The organism is Streptomyces sp. NPDC020884 (assembly GCF_044333935.1).
Taxonomy (GTDB): Bacteria; Actinomycetota; Actinomycetes; order Streptomycetales; family Streptomycetaceae; genus Streptomyces.
The window spans coordinates 245,455-269,827 of record NZ_JBIRRY010000012.1 but is presented as its reverse complement, the minus strand read 5'-3'; the positions used below and the strand labels follow the sequence as shown (position 1 = coordinate 269,827).

Here is a 24,373-nt window from a genome sequence, read left to right as displayed (position 1 = left end):
CGTTTGAGTGACCCCGTCCGGGCCCGATCGCAGGAGGACGTCCTATGGCTGGTGAGCAGGCCGATGTCAAGCATTTCGACCTCAAGCAGATGGAGAACTTCCGCGACAACGAGGTGCACCCGGTCTACACCAAGGCCAAGAAGCACAAGGAGGACGGCGAGGGCGAGGGCGATGGCCGCACCCGTCCCCTCAGCGAACTGATCGGCGGCTACACCACGGCCGACAACCTCGACCAGGAATCGCAGCTCCTGCGCCTCGGACTGATCAACAGGGAGAAGTTGATCTCCGGTCCGACGCTGGTCGAGAGCGTGAAGTCGGTGGCGACCTCCCTCGACAAGCTCCTCGGCGACCAGATGGAACTCTTCAAGGAGCTCAAGGAAGCCCTCACCGACACCATCGAAGAGGCCAACAAGACCAAGAACAAGAACCTGGACGCGATCGACGCCCAGACGCTGCTCCAGACCTTCGAAGAGGTCGACACGCTCACCAGCGGATCCACGGGCACGGAAGAGAACTAGCCGCCCCCACGCACCGGGGTGGACGGCGAGAGACGAGAGAGGGCGCGCGGTGGCCGACCGGTACGACGAATCATCCGTGGACAACGTCGACAAGTACGAGGACAGAGACGCGGCATCCACTGACAACTGGGCTGATCTCGTCACCCACATCACCGGCTATCCCGTGCCCAAGCGCAGCGAGGTCTTCGACACGCTCCGCTCCGACCACGGCGGCAAGCTCTTCCGGATGGACATCAAGGAGCGCAGCCTCGGCCTCCTCGTCAAGGACTCCGGCTTTCTGCGGGACAAGGGCCAGGACTACGACATCTGGTTCTTCGACAGCGGAAAAAAGCGTTCCATCATGCAGGCCCGGATCGTCTTCGAGGGTCGCGTGAAGTCCGGCGAGGAGATCATCTTCGCCGGCACCGACTCCACCGACGTCAACGACGTGTCCGTCCGCGAGGGCAACGAGTTCACGGACTACAACAAGGACAAGTTCAGCACCATCCCGCTGGCCCGGTACATGAACGGGCCACGGGCGGCGCTGATGGCCCTGCTGAAGGGGAACAGCGGCGACGGCCGCTTCAGCGGCCTGGTCGCCAAGGAGGCCGACGTCGTCGACCTGGACTCCTTCACCGACGCGGGCCACTCCTTCGACTACGCGGCCAAGTTCTTCAAGGACCACGCACCGCTGCTCAAGGACTGGGAAGACCGCTTCGGCCGGGACGACGCGAGCTGGAAGGGCGAGGCCGCGGAGGTCTTCCGCAGCCTCATCAAGAAGATCCGCGAGAACTACGACAGTTACGTGGAGACCTTCAACGAGACGGCGGGCAGCGGTGACAGCACCGGCACCGGCAGCACCGTCTACTCCCGCGCGCTCTCCCTGGGCCGCTCCCACCTGGAGCAGGCGGCCCGGGACCTGCTCGGCCACTGGCTGACCTGGGCCCAGTCCGACTACTACGACCCGCACCGCGTGCTGCGCTACGTCCTCGACGACCTCGCCCAGTGGGTGGACACGGAGAACGTGGCCAAGACCGACATCAAGTCGTACACCAGCCGCTACACCACGACCGTCAGCCACAGCCCGCAGGGCGGCTTCTCCCAGGTGCACCCCGACTACGGAGACCTCACCGACATCGCGAACTGGGCGAAGGTCGGCGACAAGGCGGTGGACATCTGGAGCCGGGCCGTGGACGACCTGCTCGTGGAGCCCGCCCGCGAGGTGCAGTCCAGGCTCAACAACCAGTTCCTCAACCTCTCCAAGGACTTCTCCGAGAACGTACCCGAGCCCAAGTCGACCAGCACGGCCGGCGAGGAGTACGAGAAGAAGAAGCTGGACGAGGAGAAGGACAAGATCAACGAGGAGAACGAGGAGAACCGCCGCTACCAGGACGAGCTGCGTGAGGAGCAGCGGATCCAGCGCGAGGAGGACAAGAAGCTCCAGGAGGAGCTGCGCAAGGAGCAGGAGGAGCAGCGCGAGGAGGACAAGAAGTACCAGGACGAGCTGCGTGAGGAGCAGCGGATCCAGCGCGAGGAGGACAAGAAGCTCCAGGACGAACTGCGCCAGGAGCAGCAGGAGCAGCGCGATGAGGACAAGAAGTACCAGGAGGAGCTGCGCGAGGAGCAGCGCCTCCAGCAGGAGGAGGCCAAGCGCGAGGCCGAGGAGCAGGCCAAGCAGATGGAGGAGAGCCTCGGCGACATCAACGGGCCGGGCGGTGGCGGCGGTGGCGAGAACATCGGCAACCTCGACGACCTGCTGAACCTCAAGCAGGACGTCCCCGTGACCGAGAGCCTCGGTGACCTCGGCGGTATCAACACGCCTGGAGGTCCCGGCGGCACGGACACCCCGAGCCTCGACGACGTGAACAACGCGGTCTCCGAGAACCTCGGCAACCTCGGCGATGTGAACAACCCCGGCGGCGGCGGCCCGCTTCCCGTGGGCCAGAACCTCGGCAACCTCGGCGGGATCAACGGCGGCCCCGGCAACACGAGGAACCCCAACGACGGGGCCAACGAGGCGATCACGCAGAACCTGGGCAACCTCGGCGACCTCAACAACGGCGCGGGCGGCTCGCTGGACACCCCGACCGGCGGCAGCACCCAGCTCGACGGGAACCAGCTCACCAGCGGTTTCCCGGACGGCAGCAGCACCTCCTTCGACCCGGACAGCGGGCTGCTCACCACCACCCACCCGGACGGCAGCGTCACCACGCAGGATCTGGGCGACGGCACGAGGGTGACCAACCCGGACGGTTCGGTCACCTCCCTCGGCGACGACGGCAAGCTGACGACGACGTTCCCCGACGGAACGGAGCAGGTGGTGGACCCGAAGACCGGTCAGGCCGTCTCCACCGCCCCCGACGGCACCGTCACCACGGAGAATCTCGGCAACCTCGGGGGGCTGAACGGCCGGAACGAGATCGGGGACCTGGGCAACCTGGGCGACCTGGGCAACATCGACACCGATCTCCCCACCGAGTCCGACGGCGGCCTCGGCGACCGGGAGACCATCAACGACCTGGGCGACCTCGGGAACCTCAACACCGACAGGACGGGCCTCGAGTCCCCGACCGGCAGCCTCACCGGTCTGGAGAACGGTGACTTCGCCACCACCTTCCCGGACGGCGGCAAGGCCGTCTTCGACCCGGACACCGGTCAGCTCACCAGCATCGCGCCGGACGGCTCCAAGGTCACCACGGACCTCACCCACGGTGCCGAGGTGACCAACCCGGACGGTTCCGTCTCCACCCTGGACAACGGCCGGTTCCTCAACTCCTTCCCCGATGGCTCCAGCCACTCCATCGACCCGGACACCGGCATCGCCACCGTCACCGACCCCCAGGGCAGGACCGAGACGGTCACCCTCGACGAGCTCAACTCGCGTGACGGCAACGGCAGGCCGGACTTCCTCGACGACCTGCGGGACCTCGGTCAGAACCGGGACCTCGGCAACCTCGGTGACCTCAACGGGAACCGGGACCTGGACGGCCCCGGCCAGAACCGGGACCTCGATCTCGACGCGCTCAAGGATCTCGGAAGCGGCGGCAGCGGCAGCGGCGGCGGGGGAGGCGACGGGTCCAGCAGCCGGGACGTCTCCCTCTCGGAGCTGGGGCTGAGCGCCCAGGCCGGAGCCGGCGGCTCCGGCGGTGGCCTGCCCGGTGCGAACCTCCCGTCCTCGGAGACCCTCGGCCAGGTGTCCCCGCTCTCCGACAGCGCCACGAACAACGCGGCGACCCCCGGCGCCGGTGGCGCCGGCCCGGGGGCGCCCGGCGCTCCGGGCACGCCCGGCAGCCCCGGCATGCCGATGGGCGGCGGCATGGGCGGGATGGGCGGAGGCGGTGAGAAGGGCAACGGCGAGCGCGTGCGCGCCGTCCTGGTCGACGCGGCGGAGGAGAGCGAGCGGCGCAACCGCCGCAGGCGCAGCCCGTGGAACCGCCAGGAGGACAGTGACACCTTCCTCACCCCGGCCTCCCGGGTGACGACCACCGGCGGCAACTCCCCGGAAGAGGAGGAGCCGGAGCAGGGACGCAGGCCTGTGACGTCCGCCGACTACCTGGAGGAGGACGCGGACGTATGGGGCACCGAGGAGGGCGGCACCCCGGCCGTCATCGGCCGGTGACCGCCGCTCGGGCCCGAGTGGCGGGGCCGGATACACCGGCCCGGCACGGTGAACGTACGGTCGTGCCTACGGACGACAAGATCGAGTCGGATGGAGGGGCGCGCGCGTGACGGAACCACTGGAGAAGCGCCTGGAGAAGGCCATGGCCGAACTGCAGTCCGCCCAGGAGGCGGTGGCGCGCACCGAGCGCGAGCTGCGGTCGGCATCGTTCGCCGTGCTCTCCTCCGACCGGGCGGTACGGGCCACCGCGGGCCCGCAGGGCGAGCTGACCGGGATCGAGTTCCTGGAGAACAAGTACCGCGACATGTCCCCGCAGGAGCTGGCCGCGAGCGTCCTTGAGGCGGCGAGCGCGGCGCGGCTGAAGATGAACCGGCATGTGATGAAGGCGATGGCCCCCTTCGCCGAGCCCAGCAGCAACGTGCCGGAGCTGAAGGGCTTCGAGCTGGACTGGGAGCGCATCTTCGGCCCCGAGGTCCTGCGCGAGGACGACGAGGACAGCGCGCGCGGCGGCCCGGCGACCCCCGCCTGGCGGGACGCGCTCGGCGACGAGGGAGAGGACTGACCATGGGACAGCGGTACTACGTCGACCCCGATCGCATCGAGGCGCTGGCGCGGCAGTTGGAGGAGATCGGGACCCTCACCCGGTCCATGACCGAGGAGTTCCTGGACGAGCTGGCGCCCACGGTCAGCTGGCCCGGCACCAACAGCGAGTTCTCGGAGAAGGCCAAGCCGCAGGAGCAGAAGGAGCGGCAGACCACCAAGGACACCATGCTCTCCATCCGGGACGCGCTGGTGGGCATCACCGACGCGACGATCGGCAACGTCCGGATGATGAAGGACACCCGCGACCGCAACATCGACGAGATCGAGCACGGCAACAGCCGCCTCGGAGCCGATGGATTCGACGGCACCGGCGGGCATGGCCGCCGCTGACCTCCGCACCGCAGGCCGCTTCCGTAACCACCGGGGAGCGGCCACGGCGTGCTGCCCGCACGGCCCCCGAGGCGGCCGTCGGTGAGCATCCAGGTATCGCCCGAGGTCAACGCCATGATCTTCATCCTCACCGGGGAGAAGCTCATGGACGCCGACGAGGATCTCGCCTTCGAGAGCCGTCGGCCCTACTCCGGCCTCGGGCGCAAACTGGATCGGCTGTCCTCGCTGATCGACAAGTCGGTCCACGACATCGGCGAGTCCATGCCGGACGACCTCGCCTCGTCGTACGCCAAGGCGATGGGCATGCTCATCGACGACGGCGGCAAGAACTACCTGCGCGACTTCTCCGACCAACTCGACAAGATCGCCGAGGGTCGCCGCAAGACCTCCATGGACATCATGGAGTCCAAGTGGCAGGTCATCGCCGAGATCATCCGGCTGCTCATCGAGATCGCCATCTACCTGGCGATGTCCTTCTTCACCGGCGGCGCATCGGCCAGCCAGATCATGATGGCCAAGCTGCGCAGCCGCTTCTTCATCCTCACCACGCTCAGCCACCTGCTCCAGCGGCTGCATCTGGCGCCCTCGCTGACCGAGGCGTTCGCCGAGGCGTTCACCACCTTCGCCGTCCGGCTCGCGATGATGAACTTCGCCCCGGACGGCCGCCGCCCCGACTCCATCGACTGGAGCGACATCGGCAAGGCCGCCGCCTTCGGTGCGGCGGCGGGCTTCTTCACGAGCGTCTTCGAGAACTTCGCCAAGAACATCGTCCGGAGCTTCGACGGCAACTTCCTGAAGAACGGCCCCGATCTCGACTTCAAGAACCCCAACCTGCGTGACACGCCGAACATCGACATCAAGAACAACGGCCCGACCCCCAACCCCAAGCCGGGACCCGACCTCGATGGCCCCCCGAAGGGCCGACCCGACCCGACCCCGTCCGGCAACGGCCCCACCCCCTCGCCGGGCCCGGTGCCCGTCACCTTCCGGGACGGCCCGCTCTCCTTCCGCAACAACCCCGAACTGTGGCGCAACAGCCAGATCCTGCGCCTCAACCTCGACCGGCCCGGCGCGCTGGCCGCGCACTACGGCCTCAAGGGGACGGCCGACTTCATCGCCGCCGGAGCGGGCGAGGTGGTCGCGGAGATCCTGATCAAGGGAGCCTTCGAGGGGGACTGGTCCTCCAGCTGGACCACCTTCGTCGGCGCGGGCGTCAGCAGCCGGGTCGAGTCCACCCTCATGGGGGCCGCGCTGAACAGCGGCGCCGAACTCCGCCACGTCATCGACAAGTTGCGCAACCAGCCGCCGCCGACCGTCTCCGGCGGCAACGGCTCGGGGACGGGCGGCTCCGACGACCGGACCGAGGGCTCCTCCCGTACGGACACCACCGGTGGCCCCGGCCCCGGCCCCGGTCTCGCCACACCCCCGCCGGTCGTCCAGCAGACCACGAGCCAGGGCGACTTCACCGGCAGCGAGTCACCGCCGCCCTATGTGTCGCAGGACCCGCCCCCCTACTTCTCGGCCGACCCGCCGCCGTACACTCCGGGCCCGCTGCCCGTGACGGCGGCCGAGAACGCGCTGTGGCAGCAGGTCCACCAGGGCCCCGCCGAGGTCCGGGAGCAGGCGCTGCGCGACCTCGCGGCCCTGCGCGGCGAGCAGGGTCCCGGACCTGCCGAGATCGGCGTGCGCGAGGGCCTGCACGGCAATCTGTCGCAGATCCCCGAGGTACGGGTGGTGCCCACCGGCAACGGGACCGCCGCCCAGATCGACGCCGACGAGGTGCGCAGGGCGCTGGAGAGCCTCGGCACGCCGGTGACCGTGGACCCGCCGGTCGTCGGGGAACCGTCGCCGGAGCCGGGAAGCGGTACGCCCACGGGCTCCGACGCGTTCGGCGGGCCGGGCGGCGGCTCGACCGTTGTCGACGGCCCCGGCCTCGGGTCCAGTCCCGGTCCCGGCACCGATGCGCCGCCGCTGACCGTCATCGTCTCGGAGACGCCGCCGTCCCTGTCCGAACAGTCCCCGGAGGCGGCCGCGCTGCTGGACGACGCGGGGGTCGACCGGGCCGTGGTGCTCGGCCCGCCGACCGGGGCGGATGGGACGGGGCTGCCGGAGCGCGGTGCCGTCGAGCTGACCCGGGAGGGCCCCGGCGCCCCGGTGCAGGTCCGCCCGCTCACCGGACCGGAGTTCGTCGGGAGCCCGGACGCGCCGGTGAACACGGCGTTCCCCGGCGCGGACGTGCTGCTGCCGCTCGCCGACGCCCTGGGTGTGCCGCCCGTGGTGACGGCGACTCCGCCGCCCGTCGCGTCGGCCACCCCGCCGCCCGGGACGACGACCGCCCCGCCTCCCGGGACGACGACCGCCGCGCCGCCGGCCTCCACATCCCCGCCGGCGCGTCCCGTCGCACACGGCGGCCCGGCCGACGGGCCCGGCGCGGTCGCGCCGGAGCCCGGTGAGCCCGGTGAGCAGACGCCGGAGACGCCGGGAGGGGCCGAGTCCGAGCAGCGCGGCTCCGACTCCGACCCGTCCTCGGTCTCGGTGGAGTCGGGCGAACAGCCCCCGGTCTCCGGCGAGGAGACCGGTTCGGACGTCGAGCCGACCGTCACCACCCCAGACCCGGATGCCGCCCCGGACACCCAGCCGAAGGTCATCACCACCAGCTCGGATGCCACCCCGGACATCGAGCCGCCGGTCATCACGACCTCCGACCCGGCCCCGGACGTCAAGCCGCCGGTCATCACGACGACCTCCGACCCCGCGCCGGACGTCAAGCCGCCGGTCATCACGACGACCCAAGAGCAGCCCGTCGCCTCCAAGCAGGCCGCCGACGCACGGCCCTGGACCGAGACCGCCACCGACCTCCACCTGGAGTCGGGCCGTGGCGACGGGAACACCACCGCCACCCCTCCGGCCGACCCGCCCCCGCCGGGCCAGATCGTCGTGCGGCCCGCGGACCCGACACCGGACCAACCGCCGCAGACGCTCCGGGACTTCCTGCCGGAGGACCAGTGGTGGACCTTCTACATCGACCCCAAGAACCACGAGGCCGCGCTCGAGGCCTTCCCGGACGACCCCGGCTCCTACTACGACCACGACCGCTCGCCCGGGTTCCAGCAGGGCATGGTGTCGGCGTACACGCAGTTCCTCGGGGACCCCGACACGGTCGTGACCCCGATGGACTCGACGTCGTACCAGACCATGCACGGGCTGGCCACCGGCCATCTCGGCCGGACGATCGGCTGGTCCGGCGGCGGGGCCACCCAGTTCCCGCTGCGGGGTGACACCCTCGCCGACGACATCTTCGACGAGCGCATCGGCGAACAGCTGCTGGTCTACGACACGACCAGCCGCGACTGGTCCAAGCCGCTGCCCAAGCCCCGGCCGGTCACCATCCTGACCCGGTTCCTGCACAACAACCCTTCGCTGGCGACCAATTACGGCAAGAACGCCGCGCCCGACCTCGTCGACACGCTCTTCCAGCAGCACTACGCCCGGGTCTCCGACCCCGACGCGGACGACGCGGCCAAGGTCGCCTCCATCGTGCGCACCATCCGGGCGCTGCACGTGGTCCACCCGTTCCAGGACGGCAACCTCCGGTCCAACGTGCAGATCCTGCTGCCGAAACTTCTGCTGGAGCAGGGACTGCGCCCCGTCGTGCCCGACAACATGTACAGCCTGTTCCAGGGCGGCCACTCGGTACCGCAGATGGTCGACTCCCTGATCCGCAACGGTGCTCTGGACACCGGGAGGCCGCGCCCGCCGCAGGGCGAGACCGCAGCCGACCCGCACCTGGAGTCGGGGCGGGACGGCGACACGGACACGAGCGACACACCGGTCGCCCCCATCACCACGAGCACCACCGACGGCGACGGAACGACTCCGCCCCCCACGGCCGGTCCGTCCGTCACCACGCTGGACCACCAGACGGTGCCCTTCAGCGAGCTCCGGCGCTTCGTGCCGCAGACCGAGCTCACTCCGCAACCCGGCGTCGCCGTGCAGACGGTGACCATCTCGCAGGGCCCGGCCGAGGACGGTACGGGGCAGAGCGCGGGCCGTGAGGCACTGCTCGGCCAGGACACCTTCCGCGGGGTGCGCACCACCTCGACCGAGCAGCCGCCCCCAGGGACCTCCCAGGCCCCGCCCGCCCCCCGTACGGTCTTCACCGGTCCGCCGACCCCGCTCCCCGGCTCCGGCACCGAGCAGGGCGCCGACTACTTCGTGGGCCACGGCACGCCCCGCACCGTCACCCTCGGGACGGACAACGCCGCGTACCCCACCGTCAAGGTCAGCGGCGTACAGCTCGGCGAGGTGCTCAAGTCCTGGGCCCAGGACGGGGACCAGGACCGGCCGCTGGTGCTGTTCTCCTGCGAGACCGGGCAGCAGCCGAAGATCGCGGGACTGCCGGTCGCCCAGCACGTGGCGAACCGGACCGGCCGCCCGGTGTACGCGCCGACCACCGAGGCGGGCACGGCCAAGGACCGGGACGGCAACGTACGCGCGGTGCTCGGTGAAGGCCCGGACGGGCCGGGCCGGTGGCGGCTGTTCACCCCGGAGCCCACCGGGACCGAACTGGACGACCTGGCGCGCGACGCCGGACTGCACACGGGCCCGGAGCCGGCCGACGCCTTCGCCCGCGCCCGTACCCTCCAGCAGATCCGCACCCTGCGCGAGGTCCTCGGCACGGACGCCGAACAGCAGCCGGGGAACCGGGAGGCGCTGGCGGCACTCGCCTACGTGGACGGCCTGCGCTGGCGCGATCCGGGCACCGCGGCCCGGTACGGCGACGGCCGGATGACCCCGGACCTGCTGGACCGGATGGTCACCGACTGGCACACCGCCACCAACGGCACGACCGTCGACCCGGCCACCGGTCCCACCCGGGAGCAGTACACGGCGTTCCTGGGAGCCGCTGCCGGGCTGAGGGCCGGCGCGACCCCCGTGACCACCCTCGACAGCCTGCTGCCGCCCCCGCCGCCGGGCCTGGCCCCCGACACCCTGGTCTCGCAGTCCGACGTGCTCGGCCTCTCCTACGCCCGCCCCGCGCAGATCACCTGGTCGCTGTCGGCTGACCCGCTGCCCCTGTCCGATCTGGACCTCGGCCCCGACGACACCGCCGAGCTGGCCCGCCGCCTGCACCGCCCGGAGCCCGCGGTCCCGCCCGCCCCGGCCGTCGAGCAGGGTGCCCCCGAGTCCGACGGGACGCCGCCTCCGGTCCCGCCCCCGGTGAACTCGCTCGTCGTCAACGCATACACGGCCCGGCACACGTACGGCATTCCGGAGAAGAACTTCGACAAGTTCCGTGATGTGGCGCGGGACCGGAATGTGGTCGTGGATGTGCGGCCGACGAATCCGTCGGCGCCGAAGTGGCTGGATGCGGGGGCGATGCCGAAGCCGCAGGAGATCAAGGCGAAGACGGTCACCGACGCTGATGTTCTGCTGGGCGCCGATGCGGGGAACATCGGTCTGGTCGGCTATTTCAAGCCGGTGTTGCCGGATCAGGGTTCGGTTCCGGTGGATGCGTGGGACCGGGTGGTCTCCCGGTTCAATCAGCGGTCCACGGAGTTCCATGAGCTGGCCGGGAAGATGGCGCAGTACGAGGCCGACGGCAAGTTCACCGTTCACGACGGAATCGTGTTCGGTCTCGACGGCGAGGGTGATCGGCGGCCGATCACCGGTGATCACGACGTGTTCGACGTGTCGTCGCCGGACGGTTCGCGGCTTTCGCATCCGGCCCATGACGCGCTGATCGAGGAGATGCGGGCCAAGGACATGGCCGTGGCGCACGGCGCGCACATGTTCTGGAATCCGCCGACCGCTTTCGACAAGTCGGTCTTCGACAAGATCGTCAACTCCCATCAGGGCCCCTCCGGGGAACCGCTGCTCCGCTTCAGCCCCAACAGCGACCACGCCGTCCTCACCTGGACGCAGAAGCTCAAGCCCGGACAGGTCGACTCCTACACGGCCCGGCACACGTACGGCATTCCGGAGAAGAATTTCAACAAGTTCCGTGATGTGGCGCGGGACCGGAATGTGGTCGTGGATGTGCGGCCGACGAATCCGTCGGCGCCGAAGTGGCTGGATGCGGGGGCGATGCCGAAGCCGCAGGAGATCAAGGCGAAGACGGTCACCGACGCTGATGTTCTGCTGGGCGCCGATGCGGGGAACATCGGTCTGGTCGGCTATTTCAAGCCGGTGTTGCCGGATCAGGGTTCGGTTCCGGTGGATGCGTGGGACCGGGTGGTCTCCCGGTTCAATCAGCGGTCCACGGAGTTCCATGAGCTGGCCGGGAAGATGGCGCAGTACGAGGCCGACGGCAAGTTCACCGTTCACGACGGAATCGTGTTCGGATTCGATGACGGAGGCGGTCGTCGGCCGATCACCGGAGACCATGACCTGTTCGATGTTTCGTCGCCGGACGGTTCGCGGCTTTCGCATCCGGCCCATGACGCGCTGATCGAGGAGATGCGGGCCAAGGACATGGCCGTGGCGCACGGCGCGCACATGTTCTGGAATCCGCCGACCGCTTTCGACAAGTCGGTCTTCGACAAGATCGTCAGCTCCCACGAAGGCTCGTCCGGCGAACCGCTGCTCCGCTTCAGCCCCGGCAACGACCACGCCGTGCTCGTCCACCCCGAGCCCCGTCCGTCCGCCGAGCCCTCCCCGTCCGGCCGTCCGGAGAGCATCGCCGAGGACGTCGACCTGTTCAGCAAGGACACCGGGACGCCGGGCCTCGCGGACACCGTCCACGCCGACGGGCAGGCCCTCCGCAGGCTGCGCACCCGGGCCGACGGCGACTGCCTCTTCCGGTCGCTGCTCGACACCGCGCGCAGCCAGGACGTGCCGCCCGCCTGGGCCGCACGGAACCTCGCCGGACTCCGCAGTCTGCTCCGCGACCGGCTCATCGGCTCCGAACTGCTCGCCCCGGACGTCGAGGCCACCCCGGACCCGGTGCTCGCCGTCGTCGACGACCTGCGGATGACCGCCCTGGCCGGGGTGCGGAACCCGGAGGCGCGGGAACGGATCGGGCAGCGCTGGGACCGGATCGAGCAGGCGGTCGTCACCGACGGGGACGGACGCCGGTGGCGGCGCATCCTCCGGGACAGCGGCTACCCCCACCTCGCCGACGTGGCCCCCACCCCCGCCGACGCGCGGCGGCTCGGCACCGACGGGCTGATCCTCGCGGCGGCCGAGCTCACGGCCCTGTGGTCCTCGCCCTTCGCCGACGCGCTCCCGCTCGCGCTGGCGCACACCCTCGACGTCGAGCTGCGGCTCGTCCGGCCCGACGCTTCGGCCCCGGGCGGCACCTCCGTCACCCCGCTCAACCCGGGCGGCCGGGGCGGCGTCCTGCACCTGGCCTACAACGGTGTTGACCACTACGACGCCCTGGTTCCGGCCGCAGCCGTGCCCACCTCCACCTCGACCCCGACGCCCCCACCCGCCCCGGTCACCCAGGACCCGGCCGGCTCCGACGTCTTCGGCGAGTGGCTGCGGAGCATGGGCCAGGTCACCGAGCTGGACGCGCCGGCCGAGGAGATCCCGGACCGGGGCGACCCCGTGCCGCTGGAGACCCAGCTGGAGCGGCACCGCCCGGCACGGCTGCTGACCGGCGAGGACGCCCGGCCGCCGGGCCCCGCGCCGCGCACCGTCACCTTCGACGACGGCAGCCGGCTGCCCACCGTCCTGATCAGCCCCGACGCCGATCCGGACGACGGCGGCAGGGACCCGGGCGCGCGGACCGCAGGGACGCCGAGGGCCGGGCTCCTCAACGGCCTGGGCGTCCTCACCCTGCGCTCGCCCGAGCAGGTGGCCAAGGAGGTCTTCGACCAGCTGCCCAAGAAGCTCCGGGCCCAGTTCGACGAGGCGGAGCTGCTGCGTCTGCTGAAGGACCAGCCCGGTGCGTTCACCGCCCCGCGCGGCGCCCGTTTCGTGGGCCGGGAGAAGTCCGGGGTCGGCCACGAGATGGTCGTCGAGGCCGTCCCCTACCACCGCTGGGAGCGTTTCTCCGAGCCCGGCGGCGCCACCGTCCGGCTGGACACCATGCGGCGGGGCCAGGCGGGTACGGGCGGCGGGCGCAGCGTCGGTGTCGGACGCCGGGTCGCCGCCGCGCTGGGCATGGGCCCGCCGCTCAACTGGATGCTGAAGATCGGCGTCTCGCTGGGCTGGACCCGCAGGACCGACTACACCCAGGGCACCCAGGCGTACCACCAGAGCGAGTACCGGGCCTGGGACGGGTCCCACCTGCATCTGGACGACGTCCACTACCGGGTGCGCGTCGAGCGGGTCACCGAGGCCCCGAAGCCCCCGGCGCCGACGACTCCCGGTCCGGGCACCGCGCCCGCCGCCACCCCCCGCTGGCAGCGCAGCGAGGTGCACTCCGCCGGGTTCGCCATGCGGGACGGGCTGAGCTGGCGGCTGCCGGACGACCTCACCGTGCCCTTCAAGGGGCCGAAGCGGGCCCCGGAGACGCTCACCTTCCCGGACGGGGCCGAACCGCGGATCAGCGACACGACCGCCCTGCACCTCACGGACCCGCCGGAGGATGTGGCCATGGCCATCTCCGGTGCCAAGCCCGGCAGTTCGGCCCACCGCACCCTGGTCTCCTATGTGCGCCCCGGACGGCTGCTCGGCCTCTTCGGGCGGTTCTCCGGACCCGTCAGCGGACCCGAGCTGACCCGGGGCAGAGGGCAGCACCCGCTGGGCCACCTGATCGTCGAGCGGTCGATCCCGCACCGGGCCACCCTGGTCACGGAGTCGGTCAAGGCGGAGGTCCGCGACCTCACCCAGACCACCTACCAGAACCAGCGCGCCCACGTCCGCGACACCCGACTCGGGGTCCAGGTCACCGCCGGGCCGAACTACACCCTCATCGGCCCCGAGACCGACGTACGCCTCCAGGGCGGCCCCCTGGTCCGCACCGACCTCAGCGCAGGCCGGGGCCACTACTTCGGGACCGACGCCGCCCGCAAGGTGACCGGCCGGGTCCGCAACCACCCGATGGCGCTGTACCGGGTGGAGCGCACCCTGATGGTGCGCAAGGCCGGTCAGCCGGCCTCCGCCGCGCAGCCGGTCCGGGTGGTCAGCCTCGACTGGTACTCCACCCAGGACGCGCGCCGCCTCGCGGGCTGGGACAGCCGTACGCCGGGAGCGACCGGCCCGAACCCGGACGCCGAGCCGCCGGTGCCGTGGTACCTCACCCGTCAGGACCCGGTGCACATCGGCGGCCAGGTCCGCGCCGAGGGCTTCGTGCCGGACCAGCGCCCCGCCGCGCAGCCGGCCCCCACCCCGGCGACCGCCACCCCCGCGCCCGGCCCGGCCCCCGCCCCCCAGGACCCTCTCAAGGCCTTCACCGACACGGTGCTGGACACGCTGCACCGCGCGTACCCGTCGCTCTTCGTCCCGCCGCTGATGCTGCGCCACCCCCACCTGGCCAAGCTCTGGTACGGGGACGGGCGCATGCGGACCGCCCTGCACAACGAGCGCCAGGTGCGCGAGGCGCTGAACCGGCCGAGCCTCGCGCAGAGCCTGGACGACCTGACCACCACCGGATTGCCGGTCACCCTCACCGAGGACGGCAAGGTCCGCCGGGGCCACCACACCCTCATCCTGCGCGCCCGCCTCACCGACCGGCAGTTCGAGACCACCCTGAGCGAACGCTCGCTGCGCAACGCCGTCATCGGCACCGAGATCTCCGGCCAGGGCCAGCAGGAGTCCACCACCCTCTCCGCCGGTGTCGAGCTGGGCATCTCCCCGCGCGACCACGACAAGGACCCCGAAGCCGGGCTGCCCCGCCAGGCGGGCAACGTCTCCCTGGGCGCCCGCTACGCACAGACGCGCACGCGAGGCACCAAGAACACCGTCGCGGTCGCCCACGACCAGCTGGCCTTCCAGAACGGCGCCGATCTCTACAGCTACCAGGTCGAGTTGGGCGCCACCTTCGAGGGCCACCGCCGCCCGCGCGGCTGGACCCGGCTCGTCACCGTGGGGCTGCTCGGCGCGGGCGTCTTCGTCAGCAAGGTCGGGGAGCGCCCGCTGTTCACCCGGGGGACCGAGACCGTGGGCCGGGTGGAGCTCGCCGTCCCCGCGGCCCACGGCTCCGACCGCTACGCCCCTGCCGACCCTCCGGCCACCGGTCCCGCTCCGGCGCCCGCCCCCGCCCCCGCACCGCGTCCCCTCCCGTCCACCGAGGCGGACCAGCTCCTGGACGGAACGCGGCCCCTGCCCCGGACCACCGAGTCCGACCGGCAGCTCGTGAACAAGCTGCTCAGCGCCCCGCACGTGGTCCTCAGCGCCGAGGGCGGCGAGCAGCGCCAGCGGCTCGTCCAGGACACCGCCGACCGTGCCACCGGCTCCTCCTGGCACGTCAGCGCGCCCGGCACCCCGATCCGCACCGCCCTGCGCCGCGCCATGGCGAACCTCGGCATCGCCGGTCAACTCGGCCAGTACCTCGGCCCGTTCGGCTCCCGCATCACCGGGCTCACCGGGGCGGGCCCCTTCTCGACCCACTACCTCAAGGCGACGGTCCGGGGCGAACTCGACAACGTACGCGTCAAGAGCGACCCGAAGCCGGGCAACCTCGAGGCCACGATCGGCAACGAGCACCGCGTCGCCGGCACCTCCAGCACCGGTTCACGGACCACCCTCGGACTCCAGGGCGCCGTAACGCCGTTGCAGCAGGCACCCGGCCAACAGGCTCTGGTGGGTGCGTACTCGACCGCTCTCCAGTACGCCTGGGGCACGGGGCGCAGCGTCTCCCAGACCCTCACCCGGGGCCGTAACACCACCCTCAGCTACGCCGGGCGGATGTACCTGGTGGTCGCCGACGCCGCCGAGACCGTGGCCGTACGGGACCGCTGGACGGCCGCGATGGGGACGATCGGCACCCGCGCCGGGGGCGCCATCAGCTCCGCTGCCGGGCGGATCTCCGAACGGCTCGGGCGCGGCCTCGCCCCGCGCCCGCCCGCCGCCGCGCTCCAGCGCATCCGCGACGCGGTGATGTTCCACCTGCCGATGCAGGACGCGATCGAGGCCGGGCTCGCCCCGGACGGCCTCGCGACCCGCACCCCGGACAACCTCGGCGGCGGCTACCGGCTGCCCCCCTTCCTCCGCCGCCACTTCTCCTCCCACCCCAACGGCCAACTCGACGCGAGCCGGGCGGCGCAGCAGCTGATGGGGCAGCTGGAGCGGATGGGCGTGCCCTCGCACGACCGGGAACAGGTGCTCCAGCGCCTCTCGCCGGACTTCCTCCGCTCTCATGTGCACGAGCTGACCACCGACGGAATGGCCCTGCCGGTCCGCTACCGCAGCTGGTCCAGCCCGCACCACCTGCCGGTCGGCGGCAGCCCCGGGCAGCTGAGGCTGACCCTGACGCCGGTCACCACCACCGTGGAGCGGCTGCGCACCGGCTACGAGCTGGAGGACTACCGCACCACCGCCCGCGACGACGTCGACGGCCGGTCCCAGGACCGGGGCGCCGATGTGACGCTCAGCGGCAGCGAACGCGCGGCGGGCAGCGGCGCGCTGGTCGCCAACCCGGCGCTCCAGGGCACGGCGGCCAAGCAGCGGTCCAGCAATGTGACCGAGGCGGTCGGCAGCACCACGATGCCCAATATCGCCACCACTCAGGCGCACGCCGAGATCGTGACCACCTACACCCTGACGGCCACCCTGGTGGACGCGTCCGGAAAGCCCCTCGGTCCCACCGCCACCGCCCCCGTCGGCAGCCTCAACGAGATCCTCCCGGCGAGCCTGCTCACCCCCGACGGCGACGGCTCCGACGGCGCGCTCACCGAACAGGACCTACCCGAACCCGAGCGCGCGGCGAAGATACTGACGGCCGATCAGGCCCGTCCGGAAGGCATCGCCCAATGGCGGACCACGGACGGCGAGACCGGCGCGAGCGACCCGGACATCCTGCCCTTCGACGATGTGATCGGCTCCGGCATCCTCGCCGTGGACATCCTCGGCTCGGCCAACGTGCAGGACGCCCTGACCCTCGCCACCGCGCGCGCCGGCGGCTTCCCCGGTGACCTCGACCTCGGCCGGCGGCATGCGGGGACCTCGCTCGCCGAACGCGTACGGATGGCCCGCCACACCCCGCTCACCGGCCTCGGCACCGCCCCGGCCCAGGCCCAGCAGGAGGCCACCTCCCAGATCGGTCTGACCGCGGGCTTCCGCGAGGCGCTGGGCCCCGACGGCTCGCCGCTGCCCACCCAGTCCTCCGCCCGGCTCCTCAGCCAGTCCCACACCGCCGACTCCCGCCTCTACGCCAAGATGCACCGCAGCGGCGCCCGGCTGCTGGCCGTGGAGAACAAGCCGCGCATGGAGGCCATGCAGCGGCGCAAGACCGGCGACGCGCTGGACGCGGGCATCACCGACAACATCGAGGGCGCGGTCAGTACGTCGCCGCTGGCGGGCAACAGCAACGCCGGTGTGACCAACCCCGGCGCCACGGTCCCGATCGGCGGCGCCAACGACTCCACCGCGCTCAGGAGCGCCACCGACACCACCCTCGGCGCCCACGTCAAGGTGGTCACCGACCGCAGCATGCTGTTCGCGGTCCCCGTCAGCTGGCTGTCGGTCGCCGAGGTGGACCACCGGGTCACCGACAGCCGACCGATGCAGGCTCTCGGCAAGCCCCGGCGCGGTCCGCGCGCCGTCGAGGCCGAGACCACCGCCCTGGTCTGGCTCCGCGAGGACATCGCCCGCGACTACGGCCTCCTGGACGACACCACCTTCCCCGACGAGGCCCGCACGGCCTGGGACGACCAGGCCAAGGCGGCGGCCGACCTCGCCACCGCCGAGAAGAACTACTACGACGCCCGCGCCAGGACCCGGGAGACCTGGCTCGACCTCAGCGCCGAGGAACAGACCGCGCTCGGCGACGACGGCCGGGCCACGGTCCTGCCCCGGGCCGTCGCCGACTCCCCGGCCGTCACCGCCTGGCAGACGGCCCGCGAAGAGGTACGCCGCTGGCAGGACCGGCTGGACGCCGCCGCGAAGGACCACCACCGCCTCCACCTGGCCGCCGCCCGCCTCACCGCTCACCACCAGGGTTCGGGCTCGGTGGCGGTGAAGGACGTGTCGCAGGAGTACACCGCGCCCGACTGGCGCTCCGAGGCGCCGGAACCGTACAAGGTCACCGACGCCACCGACTCCGCCCCGCGCACCCTGACCTCGCCGGACGGACACACGGTGCACGAGGTCCACGAAGTGCCGCACGACGGGGCCTCGTTCTTCCACGCGCTCCTGGCGACGGCCCAGGACCGGGGCCGGCTGCCCTTCCTGCTCGACACGGACCTCGCCGACCGGTTCGCAGCCGCCCCCGGTGACCCGGCGGTCACCGCCGAGGCCATTGACGCCGCCCGCGACCGGCTGGCCTGGGCGCTGGGCGACAACGGCAACGAGGATCTGCTCGACGGCCTGGCCCTGGATGTGTTGGACACCTTCACCCAGGCCGAACTGGACGCCGCGGGAGTGGAGCTGACGGCTGCTCAGCAGGCCGAGTTCGACGCGCTCGGCCGGCTCCCGCAGACGTTCTGGCCGAGCCCGGAGCAACGGGTGGCGCTGGCCACGGCAGCCCTGTACCGCCCGTTCACGGCCGAGCCCGCGACGGCGGACCCGGACGCCGGGGACCCGGCCCCGCCCGAGCGCCGGGCGGGCGACCACGGTGGCGCCGACGTGCTGCCCGCGCTCGCGGCCCGGGTCCTGGGCACCCCGGTGACGGTGGTGACGGGGGAGGGGCGGCAGCAGACGTTCCTCCCGCACGGCGCCGACCCGGCGACCGCCGACCCGGCCTCGGGCCCGGTGCTCTTCGCCGCGGACGGCTTCTTCTCCGCCGCGCTGCCGCCCGGCGCCACACGGCCTTCCGCCACCGCGCTGCCCCCCAGGCCGACCGCCAGCACGGGCACGGGCACCGACGCGACCGTCGGCACCAGCACGGAGACCACCCCGAAGCCGCCCGCCCACCGCAGCCACCCCACCCCGCCCTGGCTGCCGCCCGCCGACACCAGCGGCCCGCGCTACCGGCTGGACCGCAACGGCCTCCTGACCGCACCCGACGGCGCCACCTACACCCAGGGCACCCCGGTGGGCCGGGGCAACGGCTTCTTCGCCGCGCTCTCCACGGCCCTGCGCCACGCCGCCGAGCAGCCCGGCCGCGACCCGCAGGCGGCGGCCCGGCTCCGCACCCGCGCCGGGGCGTCGCCCGCCCAGCTGATGCGCCTGAACGGGCTCCCCGGCGACCGGGCGGAACGCGACGCGCTGTTCTCGCCCCCGCCCCTCCGGGAACGACCGGGCGTGCCCGCGCCGAGCCGGGACGCCCGGGACGGACACCTGCGCCGCCATCTCGCCCACGCTCCGTGGGGGCCGACCGCCGACCGCGCGGTGGCCGAGTGGGCCGCCAAGGCGACCGGCGCCACCGTCACCCTGATCGAGGAGAACGGCACCGCCCATACCTATGCCGGTCCCTCCGCCGACGCGCCGGTCCTCCGACTCCGCCGCCGGGGTGGGGACTTCGCACCGCTGCTCCTGAGGACCCCGGCCCCGGCCCCGAAGCCGAAGGCCCCGGCCCCGAAGACGGCGGAGACACCCGCCGGCAGCGACGTTCCAGGGCTGCCGGGACTGCCGGGGGAGGAGGAGGCGTACGAACTCAGCACGCTGTCCGGCGCGGAGCCCCGGCCCCACGACGCCACCGCCACCGCCACCGACGCCGAATTCCACTCCGACTCGGACGCCGACTCCGACTCCGAGGGCGAGGAGGAGAACGGCCCGGCCTGGGCCGACCCCCAGTGGCTGACAGCGGTGTTCGGCCCGCAGTGGAGCCGAGCCCCGCGCTCTCGGCTCCAGGAGACCTCCGAAGCCCTCTACGCGCTGGTCGAGGAGGCGGCGGGCGACCGTCCGCCCCGCGCCGGGCTGGCCGACCTCGCCCGGAACGTCCTGCACCTGCCGCACCGTGCCCAAGTGGGCAACCAGGACGTACGGGATCTGGGCGCGCTGGCGCTGGAGGCGTCGTCGGACGACCTGGCGAGCGCCGATGACCTCGCCGTGTACTTCGTCGACCGGCAGATCGAGACCCGGCGGGACGCCCTCGCCGAGGAGACCCTGCTGCGCACCACGGACCGGACCCCGGCGGGACGGAACTTCACCGGGACGGACCGGGGCCTGCCGGCTCCGGACTCCTACCTCGCCGAGCGCTCCGGCAGCGTGACGGGGCAGGGCGCGCCCTGGCGGAACCCGTACCTGTTCGTGGCCGAGGCGGCGCAGGGCGGCGGCGTCGAGATCGTCACGCCGTGGCGCACCTTCGTCGTCCGCGACGCCGAGGAGATGGCCCGGATCATCTCGTACGACTCCCGGCGGCCGGGCGGCGCGGACATCGTCCTCGCCCTGCCCCCGGCGTTCGCCGCGCAGGTCGCCAATCTGGTCGCCGGCACGACGGCCCGCCCGGTCTGGTACCCGACGGGACCGGCCGAGGTCGCCACCCACCCCACCACCGGGGCCGCCCACCTGGTCGTGCATCGCAGGGCCGGGCAGACCGGGCCGGACTGGACCACGCCCCCGCCGCCCCAGGAGCCCGGCCTGCCCGGCGCCCGTGACGTCAGCGACGACAGCGACGACGACCGCGGCAGCGACGCCTGGAGCGACAGCGGCTCCACCAGCGACGGCGACGCCGAGTTCGACCGGCTGGCCGACCTGGCCCAGTTCGAACGCCGAACCGACGCTCTGCGCCCCCACCCCTTGATCACCCGCGACTACCAGGTCGTCGACGACAGCGGCACCGGAGTGCTGTTCACCGAGCCCGGTCCCCGGACGGTCGGCGAAGTCCGTACGGAGGAGGGGGCCGAGGAGCCCGCGCTGGTCCTGCCCCAGCAGACTCCGGGGAGCATCCTGGCCGCCGACCGGCCGCCGCTGCACATCTCCGCCGACCGGACGGTCGCGCTCCTCTCGGCCGGGGACGACACCACCGGCCGGGGCCGCCAGGTGTACGCGACCCGGGCGGCGATCGACCGCTCCTCGGCGCGACTCGCCGCCGCCGGAGCCGGGGTGCGGCTGGAGGCCGACCCGTCGGTGCGTGTGGTGCTCGACCAGGAGGACGGCACGCCCGGCGAACCGCTGTTCCGGGTGGAGCCCCGGTTCCTCACCGACTCCGGGGAATCCGAGCACGCCTTCACCCGGGACTTCGCCCGGATGGTCGCCGGAACGGACGCCGCACCCCTCTCCCACCTCGCCTTCCGCACCCCCGACGGCACCGTCGCCACGGCCCCCGCCAACGGCCTGCACGGCCGGGAGGTCACCGGCACCCACCACCTGGCCCAGGCACTGACGGAGGTCGCCCGTGGCACCCGTCCCGCCACCGGCGTCTCGCCCGACTGGGCCGTCCGGCAGGCGGGCCGGGACCCGCGCTTCACCGGCGGGGTCGTGGGCGCGCCCACCCCGGGCGCGGCGTACGGCCAGGCCCTCAGCCACACCCAGGACAACGCACTGCGCGGCCCGCTGACGCAGGCCTCCGCCCGTGCCGGGGTCAACGAGTACGCCTGGGCGGAGGTCGGCGAGGGCTATCTCATCCAGTCGGTCAGCACCACGAACGACGGCGGCGCCCAGCTCTTCACCCACAACCACGCCAAGCCCGGCGACCCGGTCGGTCCGCACGCCCCGTACCACTTCGCGCAGGTGGTGCTGGCGAGTGAGGACGGCACCCACCAGATCACCCTGGAGAACGAGACCCACTCCCGCCCGGACCTGCCGGCCGACCAACTCGACGCGGTCGTCGACGAGAACCTCGACCGCTACGACGAGGACCGGCTGAACACGCTGGCCCAGGAGACGGACCAGCGCGTCGAGACGGCCCGGCGCGGTGCCGCCGATCCCGCGGAGATCGCCCGGCTGGAAGGGTTCGCCCGCGCGGTCCGGGCGCTGGCCGCCGTCCACGAGGCCGAGCACGTCCGGTGGTATTTCGCCGAGGACCGCCCCGAACACGCCCTGGCCCAGCGCGAGGTGGACCAGGCCCGTGCCCGCGCCCGGGACGCCGTACGGTCCGCCGCACCGGTCCCGGACGACAAGGACCAGTGGTTCTTCCGGGCGTACAGCAAGCGCCCCGGCGAGTCGGCCCACGCCGTCAACGCGGCGCTGCTGTCGGACCGTTCACCCGCCGTGTCCAATCCGCTCACCACGGTCGCCCTGCACGGCCACGCGCTCCGCCCCGACCAGCGGACCGTACGCTTCGCCGAGCAGCAGCACACCCTGTCGCACGACGCGGACGACCGTCTGGACGCCCTGGCCCGGTCGCTGGCCCGCACCGGCCTGTGGAACCGCGCCAACGGCCTGCCCCTGCCCACGGTCACCGTCACCGGACACGGCAACCGCTCCCGGGCCAGCGGCGAGAAGCGGGCCGCGGCGGTCGGCAAGGCGCTCGGGGACCGGCTGGGCCGACTGCTGAGGACGTTCCAGGAAGGCGCTCCCGGCCCGCACGTCAGGCTCTCCGACTTCACGCTCACCCTGGACGCCCAGCGGGTCCGCCGCGCCACCGACCCGGGCCGGGGACGGGTGGTGACCGTCGACATCGACGACCGCCGGGACGCGTCGCCGCCCGCACCCGGCCGCCCCACGCCCGCCGGAGAGCTGCCCCGAACCGAACCGCCCGCGCTGCCCCGCCCGACCGCCGGGACCGCGCCGGACGGGCCGCTCTCCGGCGACGGGGACCCGGCCACCGGGGCCCCGCCCGCCCGGCCCGGCGACACCGCGTCCACCACCCGCTCCGACCGGGACCGTTCCCGTCCGGGCCGCCGGTCCGCGACGCCCAGCCCCGACCGTGGCGTACCGGTGCCCGCGTGGGTCAGGGCGCGTATCCGGTACGCCGAGGAGTCCGTCGCCTTCGAGCGCCGGCTGGCCGAACACCTCGCCGAGAACGAGGCGGTGACCGAGGAGTTCCGGAAGATGGCGCGCGCCGCGTGGGAGCGGGCGCGGCAGCAGTACCCGCGCGCCCTCGCCACGTTCGGCAGCGAGAACCCGAGCATGCCCGGCACGGTCGGCACCAGCCGGCCCGCCCTCCAGCAGGTGCTGCGGACCGGCAACCTGAGGGAGCTGGTGACCTTCCTGTTCCAGGGCATCTCCAGCGACCTGGTGCCGGAGATGCTCGGCGGCCGGGAGGACCCGAACCCGGAGATCGAGGCGGAGCGTCCCAGCCGCCGCCAGGCGGAGGGCCGCACCGAACTGGAGCGGCTGGCCGCGCAGTTGAATCTGGACGCCACGCTCTCCCCAGCGGAGAAGCAGGCGGCGCTCGGCCGTGCCACCCGGGAGCACACGGTCCAGACCGACCCCGACGACGTACGTCCGCCGCTGAGCCGGGCTGAGCGTCCCTTCGCGGTGAACGACCTCGGGCTCACCTGGATGCCCGCCTCCTCCGTCTACGACCTCGCGATGAGCTCCGGCATCCAGGCGGCCTCCGAGGACTCGGGCGGCCTGGTCCTGACCGGCACCGCGGGGTCGACCTACCGCTTCCTGGTGCACGCCGCCCGGATGCGGGACCAGTGGGGCCTCGACCTCGACCTCGGGCTGATCCGGGCCGGGATGATCGCTATGTCGCTGTCGGCGGGCCACCACTCGTTCCACGAGGTCATGCGCGGCGCCCAGTTGGCGCTGGACTCCGTCCCCGGCCACGATCCGGCGCTGGACTACCAGGACAACTGGGGGCGTTACTGGAACATCCACCCGCTCACCGAGCAGGAGCTGCGCCGGCACATCGCCCGCGACGGCCGTTTCCCCGATGAGCACGCCCAGGAACTGCTGGACGCCGACGGCCCGGCCTCCGCCCCCGTCCGGGCCCCGGCCCCGGCGATCAACTCGGCCTCACCGGAGGCCCGGACGATGACGACCGGGTCCGATGCGGACCTCGACGCGGCCTGGGAGGCGCACGGCCGGGCGCGGAGCGCGTTCGACGCGGCGGTCCGGGCTGCCCCCGGGACACCGGCCGAAGTCAGCACCGCTCGAAGGCTGTTGGAGCGGGCGGAGGAGCGGCTGTGGGCCCTGGGGATCGCTCCGGACGCGCTGGGTGCCGCCCGGACCACCTCCGATGACGCCAGCGGTCCCCTCGCGCCGCCCCCGGCCGTGTCCCGCGACCCCGAACAGCGGCGTCACATCGCGGAACAGGTCACCGCCGACGACCTGCCGTCCGACCCCGCGCCCCCCGGCGCGGAGGAGACCGTCGGCCCGGACGAGCTGCGCGAAGCGGGCGTCACGCTTTCGCCGGGGCTGCGCGCCGAGATGATGCTGAGCGGTGACGGCCGACTGCCCGCCCGTGGACTCTCCCCGCTGGACCTGGCCCGGGTACGCCTGG

General features: G+C 72.8%; 5 protein-coding genes (1 of these 5 cut by a window edge). All 5 read left to right on the top strand.

Features of this window, described 5'->3' with window-relative positions:
- The first annotated feature begins 44 nt into the window (after positions 1-44).
- The gene (locus ACH4UK_RS32820) at positions 45-518 is read left to right on the top strand and encodes a type VII secretion system-associated protein (RefSeq protein ID WP_398362252.1); all 474 of its coding nucleotides are present in this window, start codon (positions 45-47) and stop codon (positions 516-518) included.
- Between the two features lie 49 nt (positions 519-567).
- Entirely contained in the window at positions 568-4,116 is a 3,549-nt protein-coding gene (locus ACH4UK_RS32815) for an AAWKG family protein (protein WP_398362250.1), read from the top strand.
- Between the two features lie 106 nt (positions 4,117-4,222).
- Complete coding sequence (locus tag ACH4UK_RS32810) at positions 4,223-4,678, top strand: YbaB/EbfC family nucleoid-associated protein (RefSeq protein ID WP_398362248.1); 456 nt, start codon at positions 4,223-4,225, stop codon at positions 4,676-4,678.
- A gap of 2 nt (positions 4,679-4,680) precedes the next feature.
- Positions 4,681-5,049, top strand: coding sequence for a hypothetical protein (locus ACH4UK_RS32805; RefSeq protein ID WP_398362246.1), 369 nt, complete (start codon positions 4,681-4,683; stop codon positions 5,047-5,049).
- Positions 5,050-5,163: 114 nt separating this feature from the next.
- Positions 5,164-24,373, top strand: partial view of a lonely Cys domain-containing protein gene (locus tag ACH4UK_RS32800; protein WP_398362321.1) — the 5' portion only. Its footprint extends 12,242 nt past the window's final position; only the first 19,210 of its 31,452 coding nucleotides appear in the window; it begins with the start codon at positions 5,164-5,166; the stop codon falls past the right edge of the window.

Excerpts from the sequence above, each read along its gene's own strand:
- ACH4UK_RS32820 (WP_398362252.1), top strand. The coding sequence starts at position 45 with ATGGCTGGTGAGCAGGCCGATGTCAAGCATTTCGACCTCAAGCAGATG.
- ACH4UK_RS32805 (WP_398362246.1), top strand. The coding sequence starts at position 4,681 with ATGGGACAGCGGTACTACGTCGACCCCGATCGCATCGAGGCGCTGGCG.